Origin of the sequence: Achromobacter sp. Bel (assembly GCF_012928505.1) — a bacterium.
In the GTDB taxonomy this organism is placed as follows: Bacteria; Pseudomonadota; Gammaproteobacteria; order Burkholderiales; family Burkholderiaceae_B; genus Achromobacter.
Genome location: NZ_JABBJN010000034.1, coordinates 18,961 through 32,073 on the forward strand (window position 1 = coordinate 18,961; position 13,113 = coordinate 32,073).

General features: G+C 65.6%; 12 protein-coding genes. 4 read left to right on the forward strand and 8 right to left on the reverse strand.

The features are described from left to right. Positions 1–753, forward strand: coding sequence for an amino acid ABC transporter ATP-binding protein (locus tag HG262_RS20275; RefSeq protein WP_169272727.1), 753 nt, complete (start codon positions 1–3; stop codon positions 751–753). 176 nt (positions 754–929) lie between these two features. Then, on the forward strand, positions 930–2,489 hold the full coding sequence (locus HG262_RS20280) for an acetolactate synthase large subunit (protein WP_169272728.1): 1,560 nt from the start codon (positions 930–932) through the stop codon (positions 2,487–2,489). A gap of 12 nt (positions 2,490–2,501) precedes the next feature. On the opposite strand, the gene HG262_RS20285 is transcribed toward HG262_RS20280, so the two are convergent. The 8 genes from HG262_RS20285 to HG262_RS20320 all read right to left on the reverse strand — a co-directional run bounded on the left by HG262_RS20285 (position 2,502) and on the right by HG262_RS20320 (position 10,112). Continuing rightward, entirely contained in the window at positions 2,502–3,212 is a 711-nt protein-coding gene (locus tag HG262_RS20285; RefSeq protein ID WP_169272729.1) for an ABC transporter ATP-binding protein, read from the reverse strand. After that, positions 3,209–3,985: an ABC transporter ATP-binding protein gene (locus HG262_RS20290; protein WP_169272730.1), complete on the reverse strand. Its 777-nt coding sequence runs from the start codon at positions 3,983–3,985 to the stop codon at positions 3,209–3,211. Before HG262_RS20290 ends, HG262_RS20285 begins: the two co-directional genes overlap by 4 nt. Next, positions 3,978–5,024 carry a branched-chain amino acid ABC transporter permease gene (locus HG262_RS20295; protein ID WP_169272731.1) on the reverse strand — a complete coding sequence of 349 codons (1,047 nt, stop codon included), beginning with the start codon at positions 5,022–5,024 and terminating at the stop codon, positions 3,978–3,980. The genes HG262_RS20290 and HG262_RS20295 overlap by 8 nt, the downstream gene beginning before the upstream one ends. A gap of 2 nt (positions 5,025–5,026) precedes the next feature. Beyond that, on the reverse strand, positions 5,027–5,908 hold the full coding sequence (locus HG262_RS20300; protein ID WP_169272732.1) for a branched-chain amino acid ABC transporter permease: 882 nt from the start codon (positions 5,906–5,908) through the stop codon (positions 5,027–5,029). Positions 5,909–5,933: 25 nt separating this feature from the next. Next, the gene (locus HG262_RS20305) at positions 5,934–7,094 is read right to left on the reverse strand and encodes an ABC transporter substrate-binding protein (protein ID WP_169272733.1); all 1,161 of its coding nucleotides are present in this window, start codon (positions 7,092–7,094) and stop codon (positions 5,934–5,936) included. 31 nt (positions 7,095–7,125) lie between these two features. Further along, positions 7,126–7,971: an alpha/beta hydrolase gene (locus HG262_RS20310; protein ID WP_169272734.1), complete on the reverse strand. Its 846-nt coding sequence runs from the start codon at positions 7,969–7,971 to the stop codon at positions 7,126–7,128. Continuing rightward, positions 7,968–9,527, reverse strand: coding sequence for a benzoate-CoA ligase family protein (locus HG262_RS20315; protein WP_169272735.1), 1,560 nt, complete (start codon positions 9,525–9,527; stop codon positions 7,968–7,970). Before HG262_RS20315 ends, HG262_RS20310 begins: the two co-directional genes overlap by 4 nt. A gap of 108 nt (positions 9,528–9,635) precedes the next feature. Then, on the reverse strand, positions 9,636–10,112 hold the full coding sequence (locus HG262_RS20320) for a DUF4863 family protein (RefSeq protein ID WP_169272736.1): 477 nt from the start codon (positions 10,110–10,112) through the stop codon (positions 9,636–9,638). A 180-nt stretch (positions 10,113–10,292) separates the two neighbouring features. Between HG262_RS20320 and HG262_RS20325 the strand changes: the two genes are divergently transcribed. Together HG262_RS20325 and boxC are read left to right on the forward strand one after the other, a co-directional pair. Beyond that, entirely contained in the window at positions 10,293–11,201 is a 909-nt protein-coding gene (locus tag HG262_RS20325; protein WP_169272737.1) for a helix-turn-helix transcriptional regulator, read from the forward strand. A gap of 246 nt (positions 11,202–11,447) precedes the next feature. After that, positions 11,448–13,106: a 2,3-epoxybenzoyl-CoA dihydrolase gene (gene boxC, locus HG262_RS20330; protein WP_169272738.1), complete on the forward strand. Its 1,659-nt coding sequence runs from the start codon at positions 11,448–11,450 to the stop codon at positions 13,104–13,106. The last annotated feature ends 7 nt before the right edge of the window (positions 13,107–13,113 follow it).

The following is a 13,113-nucleotide window of genomic DNA, read 5'->3' on the forward strand; positions in this document are numbered from 1 at the left end:
ATGAACGCAATGAATGGCGCTGCCCCCATCATCACCATGCAGGGCGTCAGCAAATGGTATGGCGACTTCCAGGTGCTGGACGACCTGGCGCTGGAAGTGTCGCCCGGCGAAAAACTGATTCTTTGCGGCCCGTCCGGTTCGGGCAAGTCCACCACGATCCGCCTCTTGAACCGGCTGGAGGAGCACCAGAAGGGCCGCATCGTCGTCGACGGGATCGAACTCAACGAAGACGTGAAGAACATCGAGCGCATCCGCGCGGAAGTCGGCATGGTGTTCCAGCACTTCAACCTGTTCCCGCATCTGACGGTGCTGGAGAACTGCACGCTGGCGCCTCTGCTGGTCAAGGGCGTGCCGGCGGACGAGGCTCGGTCGCGGGCGATGGATTATCTGGAACGGGTGCGGATCCCCCAGCACGCGGACAAGTATCCGGGCCAGTTGTCCGGCGGCCAGAAACAGCGCGTGGCGATCGCGCGCGCCTTGTGCATGCAGCCCAAGATCATGCTGTTCGACGAGCCGACTTCTGCCCTGGATCCCGAAATGGTCAAGGAAGTGCTGGACACGATGGTGGCGCTGGCCCGTGACGGCATGACGATGGTCTGCGTCACCCATGAAATGGGTTTTGCGCGGGAAGTCGGCGACCGGGTTGTCTTCATGGACCAGGGCGCGATCGTCGAGGCGGACACGCCCGAGAATTTCTTCAACGCGCCCCGATCAGAGCGGGCGCAGGCGTTTCTGGGGCAGATCCTGGGCTGACCGCGCCCGCGCGGCGGCGCTAATTCCGGCTGGCGGAACGCGACGTACCGCGCGGGAATGGTTCCATGCCCGCAAGCTGAACTGGCTCTATCGAGTTTTTGATACGCTACCTATCATGCATATCAGGCGGGCGCGCATGCGCCCGCATCGCCATTTGAAAACGACTAGGGAAAATCATGAACGGCGCTGACAGTCTTTGCGATACCTTGCTGGCCAATGATGTGGACGTTTGCTTTGCCAATCCGGGCACGTCCGAAATGCACTTTGTCGCGGCATTGGATCGCAAGCCCAAAATGCGTTGCGTGCTGGGCCTGTTTGAAGGCGTGGTGACGGGCGCGGCCGACGGCTACGCGCGCATGGCCGACAAGCCCGCCGCCACGCTGCTGCATCTGGGGCCCGGCCTGGGCAATGGCCTGGCCAATCTGCACAACGCCAAGCGCGCCCGCACGCCCATGGTCAACATCGTGGGCGACCACGCCACCTATCACGTGCAATACGACGCGCCACTGACCAGCGACGTCGAGGGCGTGGCGCGCCCGATGTCGCACTGGGTCAAGCGCACGATGACCGCTGCCGAGGTGTCCGCGGATGCCGCGGAAGCGATCGCCGTGGCACGCCGGGCGCCGGGCAATATCGCCACCTTGATCCTGCCCGCCGATACCGCTTGGACGGACTTGCCTGAGAACGCGCCGGCGCCCGTGCAGGTCAAGGATGCTGCGCTGGCCAGTACATCGGCGGACGCGGTGCGCGCTGCCGCCGCGGCGATCCGCTCTGGCGAAGTCGCAGTGCTGATGCTGGGCGGCGCAGCGCTGCGTGAGCGCGCGTTGAATGCTGCCGGACGCATTGCGCGCGCCACGGGCGTGCGCCTGATGTCTGAAACCTCCAACCGCCGCATCGAGCGTGGCGGTTCGCGCACGCCGGTCGACCGCCTGCCGTATCCGATCGACCTGGCCGTGGCCAAGCTGAAAGACGTGAAGCACCTGGTGCTGGCCGGCGCCAAGGCGCCGGTGGGCTTCTTCGCGTATCCGGGCAAGCCCAGCCTGCTGGCGCCGCCGGACTGCAATCAGGTCGTGTTGGCGACTGCCGAACAGGATCTGGCGCAGGCATTGGAATGGCTGGCGGATGAACTGGGTATTGCGGCGGATGCGCCGCGCCTGGCCACGCCGGCCGCCAGCTACGACGTTCCCGAATCGGGCAAACTGACCGGCGCCGCCGTGAACATCCTGATCGCGCACACCTTGCCCGAGCAGGCCATCGTGTGCGACGAGTCCATCACGCAAGGCCGCGAATTCCCGATCTACAGTGCCAGCAGCGCGCCGCACGACTGGCTGATGCTGACGGGCGGGGCCATCGGCATCGGCCTGCCGATGGCGACCGGCGCCGCCGTGGCGTGCCCGGACCGCAAAGTCATCACGCTGCAAGCCGACGGCAGCGGCATGTACACCCTGCAGGCGCTGTGGACGCAGGCGCGCGAAAACCTGGATTGCCTGACGGTGATCCTGGCCAACCGTTCCTACGCCACGCTGCATGGTGAAATGAAAAACGTGGGCGTGAAGGAACCCGGCCGCAATGCGCGCCGCATGCTGGATCTGGAAGAACCCTACCTGGACTGGACGCACCTGGCCCGTGGCATGGGCGTGGAGGCGGTCAGCGTGGATACGGTGGAAGGCTTTGCCCGCGCGCTGGCCGACGGCCTGAAGCGCCGTGGCCCGTTCCTGATCGAAGCCGTCATCTAAGGGCGATTCGCGCTACACGCCCAGATAGCGCGTCAGCTGCTCCGGTTGCCGGGCCAGCGACGCGCTGTCTCCATCCTGCACGATCAGCCCTTTTTCCATCACCAGGCAGCGGTCGGTATGTTCCAGCACCGCGCGGTAATTGCGGTCCACGATCAAGGCCGACATGCCGGTGGCGCGGATCTCGCGGATGATCTTCCAGATTTCCGCCACGATTAGCGGGGCCAGCCCCTCGGTGGCTTCGTCCAGGATCAGCAGATCGGGATTGGTCATTAGCGCCCGGCCGATGGCCAGCATCTGCTGTTCGCCTCCCGATAGTTGCTGTCCGCCATGCCCCAGCCGTTCCCGCAGCCGTGGGAACGTGTCCAGTACCCGCGAATAGGTCCATTCCCGCCCGCCGCGCACGCCGGGGCGCGCCGCGACTTGCAGGTTTTCGCGCACATTCAGGTTGGGGAAGATGCCGTGCCCCTCGGGCACATAGGCCAGGCCCAGCCGCGCAATCGCGTGGGGCTGGGCATGCGTGCAGTCCCGGCCGCTGATCCGCACCTGACCCTGTGCGCTTTTCACTTGCCCCATCAGGCTGCGGATCAGCGTGGTCTTGCCCATGCCGTTTCGGCCCACCAGCCCGACGGATTCACCCGGGGCGATCCGGACGTCCACGCCCCGCAGCACATGGCTGGCACCGTAATACACATGCAGACCGCCGGCTTCGATCAGCGCGTTCATGACGTGGCTCCTTTCGGGGTGTCTTGCATGTCCTCGCCCAGATACGCCGTGCGCACTTGCGCGTTGGCGCGAATCTCGGCAGGGGTGCCACTGGCGATGGCGGTTCCGTTGACCATCACGGTGATGGTCTCTGCGATGCGGAACACGGCGTCCATGTCATGCTCCACCAGCAGGATGGCGTGGCCGGTCTTCAGCGTTTGAAGCAGGTCCAGGATGCGGTCGGTTTCTTCGGGGCCCATGCCGGCCAGGGGCTCGTCCAACAGCAGCACCTGCGGGTCGCCCGCCAGGCACATGGCGATTTCAAGCTGGCGTTTGCAGCCATGCGGCAGCAGGCCGGCGGCGCGTGTGGCGTCATCCGCCAAACCCGTGCATTCCAGCGCGTGATGCGCGCGGTCGGCGCTATGCCGGCAGTCCGAGGCCGAACGCCACCAATGCCAGAAGCGCTGGCGGCCCGCCTGCGCGGCCAGCCGGCAATTTTCAAACACGCTGAGTTCGGGAAACAGCGTAGACCGCTGGTAGCTGCGTCCCAGGCCGGCGCGCGCCCGTTCCGGTTGCCGCCACGCGGTGATGTCACGTCCGCCCAGCATGACGTTGCCGCTGCTGGGCGCCAGTTCCCCCGACAGGATGTTGATCAGTGTTGACTTGCCCGCGCCGTTGGTACCGATGACGGCATGAACCTGGCCGCGCGCCAGGCCCAGGGACACGCCATTGACGGCGGTCAGCCCGCCGAAGCGCCGCGTGACGTCGGTGGCGGCAAGCAAAAGATCAGGCATGAGGTTCCCCTTGGATGGGCAGGCGGGCCGCATTGCGGGCGGGGCTGGGGGCGGGCGCAGCCGCCCGCTGGCTGGCGGCCCGCGCCTCGCGGCGCTGGCGCCATTGCGCGGGCAGTCCGGCCAGTCCGTTGGGCAGCAGCGCCACCAGCACGATGATGGCGATACCCAGGGGCAGGTGCCAATGGCGGGCATAGTCGCCAAACAGGGCTTGCGACTGGAACAGCTCTTGCATCAGCACCAATGTCACCGTGCCCAGCACCGCGCCACCCAGGCGGGCCATGCCGCCCAGGATCACCATCAGCAACACGAGCCCCGATTGCTCCCAGGCTAACAGTTCAGGCGTGACGAAACCGTCTTTCAGCGCGAACAAGAAGCCTGCCAGGCTGGCCAGCGTGGCGCCCACGACGTAGGCCGTCAGCTTGTACGGATAGGTCGAATAGCCTGCCGCCCGCATGCGCTGTTCATTGATGCGAATGCCGGCCAACGCCGCGCCGAAGGGCGAACGACGCAACAAGGCCAGAAAGCCCCATGTGCCCGCCAGGCAGATCAGCACGAAGTAGTAGAAGGTCGTGGCGTTGCCCAGGTCGAACGGCATCCAGCCGGCCACCGATAACTCCGGCCTGAAATACAGATAGATGCCGTCGCTGCCACCGCCCAGCTTGGTGTCGTGGAAGACGTAATAGGCCATCTGGGAAAACGCCAGCGTGACCATGATGAAGTAGACGCCGCGCGTGCGCAGTGCCAGAGCGCCGGTTACGGCGGCATAAGCGGCGGCTGCCAGCAGGGCCAGGGGCAGCAACCACCACAGGCTGGCAGCTCCCGATTCGGGCGACAGCAACGCCGCCGCATAGGCGCCAATGCCGAAGAACGCGGCATGCCCCAGGCTGACCAGCCCTGCGCCGCCCACCAGCAGTTGCAGGCTAAGCGCGAAGATGGCGTAGATCATGATCTTGATCGCCAGCCCGGTGTAGTAGTCGCTGCCGCTCCAGGCAAACGCGGCCAGCGCCAGCAGCGTCGCGACGGGGAGAAGTTTCGTCATGGCTAGCCCTGTTTGAACAGCCCTTCGGGCTTGCAAAGAAGAATGAAGGCCATCAGCAGGTAAACGAGCACGCCCGCCGCGGAAGGGAATAGGACTTGCCCGAAGGTCTCGACGAATCCCACCAGCATCGCGGCCAGAAAGGCGCCGCGGATCGACCCGATGCCGCCAATCACCACGACCACGAAGCAGATGATCAGCACGCCATTGCCCATGCCGGGATACACGGACGACACCGGCGCGGCAATGGTGCCGGCCAGCGCTGCCAGCGCAACGCCCGCCGCGAATACCAGGCGGTACAGCTTATTGACGTCGATACCCAGTGATCCCGTCATTTCGCGATTGCTGGCGCCTGCGCGCAACATCATGCCCAGCCGCGTGCGCGAGATGACCCAATACAACAGCAGCGCGACGGCGATGCCCACCGCCGATATGAATAGCCGGTAGACCGGATACGTCATCACCCCGCCCAACGAGATGCTGCCTTGCAGCCAGGCGGGCAGCGGCACGCCATGCACGTCATTGCCGACCAGGATGCTGCGCAGTTCTTCGAAGACCAGGATCAGGCCGTAGGTCATCAGCACCTGCTGCAGGTGGTTGCGGTGGTACAGGTAGCTGAAGAACGCGGCCTCCAGGAAATAGCCCAGCACCGCAGCCAGCGCCACGCAGACGATAAGGGCCGTGATGAAGCCGCCGCCGATCCAGCGGTCGACCACCGGCCCCAATGCGAACGCCATGTAGGCGCCGATCATGTAGAAACTGCTATGAGCAAGATTGATGATGCCCATGATGCCGAAGATCAGCGTGAGTCCGCTGGCCACCAGGAACAGCAGCAAGCCGTACTGGAAAGCGTTCAGGCTTTGAATAAGCAGGATGCTGATGTCCATGGGGCCTCCCGTTGCGGACGTGGCGTCAGAGCTTGCAGCCGCGGGCCGGATCGGCCAGCTTCTGCGCGGCGACTTCCACGACCTTGTTCTCCAGGCCGTCCACACGGCGCAGATAGATGTCCTGCACCGGGTTGCCGGCGGCCGACAAGGTGAACGGACCGCGGGGGCTGTCCACCGTGGCCCCGCGCATGGCGGTGCGGAAGTCGGCCTTCTTGGCGAAGTCGCCCTTCACGGCGGACAGTCCCGATTGCATCAGCTGCGCCGCGTCATAGCCCTGCACGGCGTACACGTCCGGCTGCGCGTTGTAGCTCTTGGCGTAGTCGGCGCGGAACGCGTTGTCGCGCGGCGTGTTCAGGCCGTCGGCATAGTGCAGCGTGGTCAGCAGGCCTTGCGCGGACGCGCCTTGCGCCTGCAAGGTGCCGTCGGTCAGGAAGCCCGATCCGTACAGCGGGATGGTCTTGTCCAGGCCGGCGGCGTGATAGTCCTGCACGAATTTCACCGCGCCGCCGCCTGCGAAGAACGTGAACACCATGTCGGGCTTGGTCGCGGCGATCTCGGTCAAGAGCGATTGGAACTCCACGTTTGGAAACGGCAGGCTCAGTTCCTTGACGACCTTGCCGCCCGCCTTCTCGAAGCCTTCCTTGAAGCCGCCGATCGCCTCGTCGCCCGCAGCGTACTTCCAGGTGATCGTGACGGCGGTCTTGTGCCCCTTGGCAAAGGCGACGGGACCCATCGCGTAAGCAGGCTGCCAGTTGGTGAAGGACGTGCGGAAGATGCCGGGGCCGCAGAGCGGGCCGGTGATGGCGTTGGCGCCGGCGTTCGTCACGATCAGCGTGGTGTCGCTGTCCTTGGCGGCCTTGGCCAGCGCCATCGCCACGCCCGAATGCACGGTGCCGATCAGCACGTCGACCTGGTCGCGCTTGATCAGGCGGTTGGCGTTCTCCGCAGCCTTGGCGGGGTTGGACTCGTCGTCCACCTTGAAGTACTCGATCTCGCGCCCGCCCAACTTGCCGCCTTGCTCGGCGACGTACAGCTTGAAGCCGTTCTCGATGGCGTTGCCGAGCGCGGCGTAGGTGCCGCTATAGGGCAGCATGAATCCGACTTTGATCTTGTCGGCGGCTTGCGCGCCGCCGGCGGCGAACGTCAGGGCCGCGGCGATCGCAGCGCGGGTCAGGGCGTGGTTCATGGTTTGTCTCCGTGCTTGTCATGGGCTGGCGTCAAGGCCGGCCGGGTTTGTCCAACGCGTCGATGAAATCAGCGACGGCCTGGATAACAATGGCGGGCTGGTCCTTGTGCGGCGAATGGCGGCAGCCGGGAATCTCCAGCAGCGCGGTTTGCGGCGCATGCCGGCGGATGCCGCGGATTTGCGCCAGCGAACCGTACTCGTCGTCCACGCCCTGGATCGCCAGCACGGGGCAGGCGATGTCGGACAGATAATTTTCGATGTTCCAGCGGCGGAAATCGGGGTTCAGCCAGATGTCGTTCCAGCCCCAGAACGCCGAATCCACGTCCGCGTGATAGCGGGCCAGCCGGCTGCGCAGGTCCGTGTCCAGATAGGCTTGGCGCGCCAGCGCGATGTTCGCGACCGTCACGTCTTCGACGAATGTGTGCGGCGCGGCCACCACGATGCCGGCGACGGCCTCCGGGTGCATGGCGGCATACAGCAGCGCGATCGATCCGCCGTCGCTATGGCCGAACAGCACCGGCTTGTCCCGGAGCGCGTCCACGCCCAAGGCGGCGAACAGGGCGGGCAGCACGTCGCGTGCCTCGCGGTGCATGAAGTCGACTGGCCATTTTTCTTGCAGCGGGCGCGGCGTGGACTGCCCGTAGCCGTAACGCGACACGGCCAGCCCCCGGCATCCGGCGGCCTTGCAGACCTGCGCCGGCCAGTCCTTCCACATGGCGACCGACCCCAGTCCCTCGTGCAGGAACACCAGCAACGGCGCCGTCGCGCGTTCGGACGCAATCCACAGGCACTCCAGGCGCAGCGCGCGGCCGTCGGCCTCGATATCGGCGAAGGCGGGGCGCAGGCTTGGCGCGTCGATGGCGGCGGCGGTGTTCACAGCGTCGCCTCTTCAAGCTGGCGCAGGCGGAACCGCTGGATCTTGCCCGTGGCGGTCTTGGGTAGCTCTTCGGTGAAATTGATCTGGCGCGGATACTTGAAGGGCGCAAGGTGCTGCTTCACATAGCTTTGCAGCGCGGCGCCCGTGCTGGCGTCCGGTTCGAAACCCGGGCGCAGCACGACATAGGCCTTTGTCTTGACCAGGCCGTCGTGGTCCGGCACGCCGATTACGGCGGCTTCCAGCACGGCCTCGTGCTGCACCAGGATGTTCTCGACTTCCACCGGCGACACGTACTGGCCGCTGACCTTGATCATGTCGTCGCTGCGGCCCGCGTAGGTGTAGTAGCCATCGGCGTCGCACGTGTATTTGTCGCCGCTTTTCAGCCAATCGCCCAGGAAGCACTGGCGCGTCTTGTCGCGGTTGTTCCAGTACATCAACGCAGCGCTGGGGCCTTTGATGTAGAGGTCGCCGATGGCGCCTGCCTCGACCGGCGCGCCGTGCTCGTCACGCAGCTGGACTTCGTAGCCGGGCACGGGTTTGCCGGTGGTGCCGTAGCGCAATTGGCCGCTCTGGTTCGAAATGAAAATGTGCAGCATCTCGGTCGACCCGATGCCGTCCAGGATTTCACAGCCGAAATGCCGCGTGAAGCGTTCGCCGATGTCGCGCGGCAGCGCTTCGCCGGCCGAGGTGCAGACCCGCATCGCCACCTGCGAGCGCGGCGGCAGGTCGGGCGACGCCAGCATGCTGGCGTACAGCGTGGGCACGCCGTAGAACACGGTGGGGCGATGCTGGGTCAGGCGCTGGAACACGGCTTGTGGCGTGGGGCGTTCACCCATCAGCACCACGGTGGCGCCGACGGACAGGGGGAAGGTCAGGCCATTGCCCAGGCCATAGGCGAAAAACAGCTTGGCCGCCGAGAACACCACGTCGTCTTCGCGGATGCCCAACACCGGCTTGGCATAGAGTTCGGCCGTGTGCCACAGGTTGCCGTGGGTGTGGACCACGCCTTTGGGCTTGCCGGTGGAGCCTGAGGAATACAGCCAGAAGGCGATTTCGTCGGACAGCGTGCGGACGGCGGGCGCGATCGGCGCGGCGGCCAGCAACGCCTCGAATTCGTGGGCATGGGTGGGCAGGGCAGCCGTGGGCTGGGACACCACCAGGTGTTCGGCATCGGTGGGCGCCTGCGCCAGCGCCGCCTGCAAGACGGGCAATAGCGCGCCCGATACGAATACGGCGCGCACGCGGCTGTGCGCCAGGATGTAGGCGTAGTCGTCCGCCGTCAGCAGCGTGTTGACCGCCACGGGCACCACGCCGGCATGCAGCGCGCCCAGGAACACGACGGGCCAGTCTGCCGTGTCCTGCATCAACAGCAAAATGCGTTCTTCGCGGCGCAATCCCAATTCCCGCAGGGCGCCCGCCATGCGGGCCACCCGCTCGGCCAGTTCGCCATAGCTCAACTGGCGCGTGTCATCGATATAGGCCGGCTTGGCGGCCCGGGGCGCATTCAGCGCGGCCAGGTAACTGGCGAAATTCAATTCGGCGGGGCAGGTGTTCACGGTTGTCTCCTGATGTCCTGGTGGGCGGGCCGTGGTGCTGTTTTTTTCCGCTGGGCCGAGCCAAGGCACGGCGCGCGGACTTTTTTTCAGGGCGCACGGGGCGCGGACCTAGCTGCCGGGCCGCGTGAATTCGATGGCGCCGCCGGGCAGCAGGTAGAGCACCAGGGCGCGTCCTTGCGTGACGGTGGGGCGGTGAGCGCTGCCGGGGCCATAGACCAGCCACCCGGCGCCATGCCCATCGAACCGGGCGTCGCCGGTCAGCGGCATGATCAAGTCGATTTCGCCGTTGGGATGGGCGTGGTGGGGGCCTGCGAGGTCGTCCATGTCGACGACGTCCACGGAACAGCCGGCCAGGTCTTCGGCGGGCTTGATGACGCGGCCATAGCGGATGCCGCCGCCTTCCCGATTGCACATCCAACCGTCGGCCACACCCTGTCTACAGGCGGCGAAGATATTCTGGTACAGGGCGCTTTGCGGACCGGCTTCGCGGTTCAGCCGCGCGGCCAGCTCATCGTCCAGCGGCTGGCCCGACACCAGGCGCGTGGCCTCGCGCATCAGGGCATGGAATTGATCTGGCGTGCTCACCGGGACTCCTCCTTTACACTGTCGGCGCCTGAGATGCGGCATGAAATCAAGTGCTGCTTTTTTGCACACCCTGGCGGCTTGGAACTGCTTGGAGGAAAAATAGTGCTTCCACTGGATTGGGTCAAGCACTATAGTGCATAAAACAGGGCGTATCAGGGTATTTGCGGAGTCAGCCAAAACATGAATCAAGCGCTAGACGCGGCGCCATCCGAACCCAGGCGGGAAGCTTTCCTGGTGGCATTGGGCGAGCGGGTGCGCCGCTTGCGAGCCATACGCGGCATGACGCGCAAGGGCTTGTCTCAAGTGACCGGCGTGTCCGAAAGGCATTTGGCCAATCTTGAGCACGGGGTGGGCAATGCCTCGATCCTGGTGCTGCTGCAGATTGCCCGCGCGTTCAATTGCGCGCTGGCCGAGCTGGTCGGCGACGTCACCACCGAATCACCGGACTGGCTGCTGATCCGCGAGTTGCTCAGCGGCCGCACGGAATCCGACCTGCAGCGGGCCCGCGAGGCCTTGACCCAGCTGTTCGGTGTAGGGGCGGGCGCGCAGCGTCCCAACCGTACCCAGCGGGTGGCGCTGATCGGGCTGCGGGGAGCAGGCAAGTCCACCCTGGGCCAAATGCTGGCCGACGACCTGGGCTACCCGTTTGTCGAGCTGAACCGTGAAATCGAACGCGTGGCCGGGTGCAGCATCCTGGAAATCCATAATCTCTATGGCCCCAACGCCTACCGCCGTTACGAACGCCGCGCGCTGGAAGAGGCCGTGCAGATCTATCCGGAAATGGTGCTGGCCACGCCGGGCGGACTGGTTTCGGAACCCGCCACCCTGAATCTGCTGCTGGCGCATTGCTATACGGTCTGGTTGCGCGCAACCCCCGAAGAGCACATGGGTCGGGTGATGGCCCAGGGCGACTTCCGCCCCATGTCGGGTAATAACGAAGCGATGTCCGATCTGAAGCGCATCCTGGCCGGCCGCGAAGCGTTCTACGCCAAGGCGGATCTGACCTGGGTGACGAGCAACCTGGAGGTGCAGGAGAGTTTCGCCGGTTTGCGTACCCAGGTCCGCAAAGCCTGCGGCCTGCCGCTGTAGCGGCCGCCCTGGACGAAAGAAAGCGCCTTTCGCGGCGCCCCCGCCCCCGCGCCCCATCCGATCTGCCCGTGAAGGCCGCCTGAATCAGGCGGCCTTTTAACGTCCGCCCTGATTCGCCCGTTGATGGTAAAGCTGCACTTTTATGCATGTCTTGCTTGACGCGTATTTTTTCCTGCACTAATCTGCACAATAATTCATGTAATGCAGTATTTTTCCTGTCCAGCAGGGCGTACGAGGAGACACACTATGAGCAGCACCATCAACCGGGTTGATTTCCGGACGCAGCCCGAGCACTACCGCCACTGGCGCCTGACGTTCGATGGCCCGGTCGCCACGCTGGCCATGGATGTGGCGGAAGACGGCGGCCTGCGTCCCGGCTACAAGCTGAAGCTGAACTCCTACGATCTGGGTGTAGACATTGAGCTGCATGACGCCCTGCAGCGCATCCGCTTCGAACATCCCGAAGTGCGGAGCGTGGTCGTGACCAGCATGAAGGACCGTATCTTCTGTTCCGGCGCCAATATCTTCATGCTGGGCCTGTCCTCGCACGCCTGGAAGGTCAATTTCTGCAAGTTCACCAACGAAACGCGCAACGGCATTGAAGACTCCAGCCGCCATAGCGGCCTGAAGTTCATCGCCGCCCTGAACGGCGCCTGCGCCGGCGGCGGGTATGAACTGGCCCTGGCCTGCGACGAGATTCTGCTGATCGACGATCGCTCATCCTCGGTGGCGCTGCCCGAAGTGCCGCTGCTGGGCGTGCTGCCTGGCACGGGCGGCCTGACCCGCGTGACCGACAAGCGCCGCGTGCGTCATGATCACGCCGACATCTTCTGCACGCTGGTCGAGGGCGTGCGCGGCCAGCGCGCCAAGGATTGGCGGCTGGTCGACGACGTGGTCAAGCCTGCTCGCTTCGAGGCCGCCGTGCGCGAACGTGCGCTGGTCCTGGCCGAAAACAGCGACCGGCAGCCGGGTGAGCAGGGCATCGCGCTGACGCCGGTCGAGCGCACCGAAAGCGCGGACGGGCTTGCTTACCGCTACGTGGATATCCGGCTGGACCGCGAAAAGCGCCAGGCCACCTGGACCGTGCGCGCCCCGCAAGGCCCGGTGGAATCCGAGCTGGCGGACATCGTTGCCGCCGGGGCCGCCTGGTGGCCGTTGCAGATGGCGCGCGAACTGGACGACGCCATCCTGTCCATGCGGACCAACGAACTGGACATCGGCACGTGGATCCTGAAGACCGAAGGCGACGCCGAGGCCGTGCTGGCCGCCGATGCCGCACTGCAACGCCACGCCGGCCACTGGTTCGTGCGCGAAACCGCCGGCATGCTGCGCCGCACGCTGGCGCGCCTGGACGTGACCTCGCGCAGCCTGTTCGCGCTGATCGAGCCGGGTTCCTGCTTCGTGGGCACGTTGCTGGAACTGGCGCTGGCCGCGGACCGCAGCTACATGCTCGACAACGAGGACGCCTCCGCGCCCGCGCAGATCGTGGTGGGTGAACGCAACTTCGGCGCCTATCCGCTGGTGAACGGCCAAAGCCGCCTGCAGCGCCGCTTCTATGAAGAAACCGCGCCGCTGGAAGCCGTGCGCGCCCGCGCCGGACAGCGCCTGTCGGCCACCGATGCGCTGGACCTGGGCCTGGTGACCTTCGCGCCCGACAGCATCGATTGGGACGACGAAGTGCGGATGATGCTGGAAGAACGCCGCGCGCTGTCGCCCGACGCCTTGACCGGGCTGGAGGCGAACCTGCGCTTCGGCGGGCAGGAAACGATGGAGACGCGCATCTTCGGCCGGCTGACCGCCTGGCAGAACTGGATTTTCAACCGTCCCAATGCGGCCGGCGACAAAGGCGCGCTGAAGCTGTACGGCAAGGGCGAACAGGCCGCATTCGACTGGAACCGGGTCTGAACAAGAA

Coding starts and splice junctions, on each gene's coding strand:
- HG262_RS20285 (WP_169272729.1), bottom strand. CDS start 3,212: ATGAACGCGCTGATCGAAGCCGGCGGTCTGCATGTGTATTACGGTGCC.
- HG262_RS20300 (WP_169272732.1), bottom strand. CDS start 5,908: ATGGACATCAGCATCCTGCTTATTCAAAGCCTGAACGCTTTCCAGTAC.
- HG262_RS20295 (WP_169272731.1), bottom strand. CDS start 5,024: ATGACGAAACTTCTCCCCGTCGCGACGCTGCTGGCGCTGGCCGCGTTT.
- HG262_RS20280 (WP_169272728.1), top strand. CDS start 930: ATGAACGGCGCTGACAGTCTTTGCGATACCTTGCTGGCCAATGATGTG.
- HG262_RS20275 (WP_169272727.1), top strand. CDS start 1: ATGAACGCAATGAATGGCGCTGCCCCCATCATCACCATGCAGGGCGTC.
- HG262_RS20290 (WP_169272730.1), bottom strand. CDS start 3,985: ATGCCTGATCTTTTGCTTGCCGCCACCGACGTCACGCGGCGCTTCGGC.
- HG262_RS20325 (WP_169272737.1), top strand. CDS start 10,293: ATGAATCAAGCGCTAGACGCGGCGCCATCCGAACCCAGGCGGGAAGCT.
- HG262_RS20305 (WP_169272733.1), bottom strand. CDS start 7,094: ATGAACCACGCCCTGACCCGCGCTGCGATCGCCGCGGCCCTGACGTTC.
- boxC (WP_169272738.1), top strand. CDS start 11,448: ATGAGCAGCACCATCAACCGGGTTGATTTCCGGACGCAGCCCGAGCAC.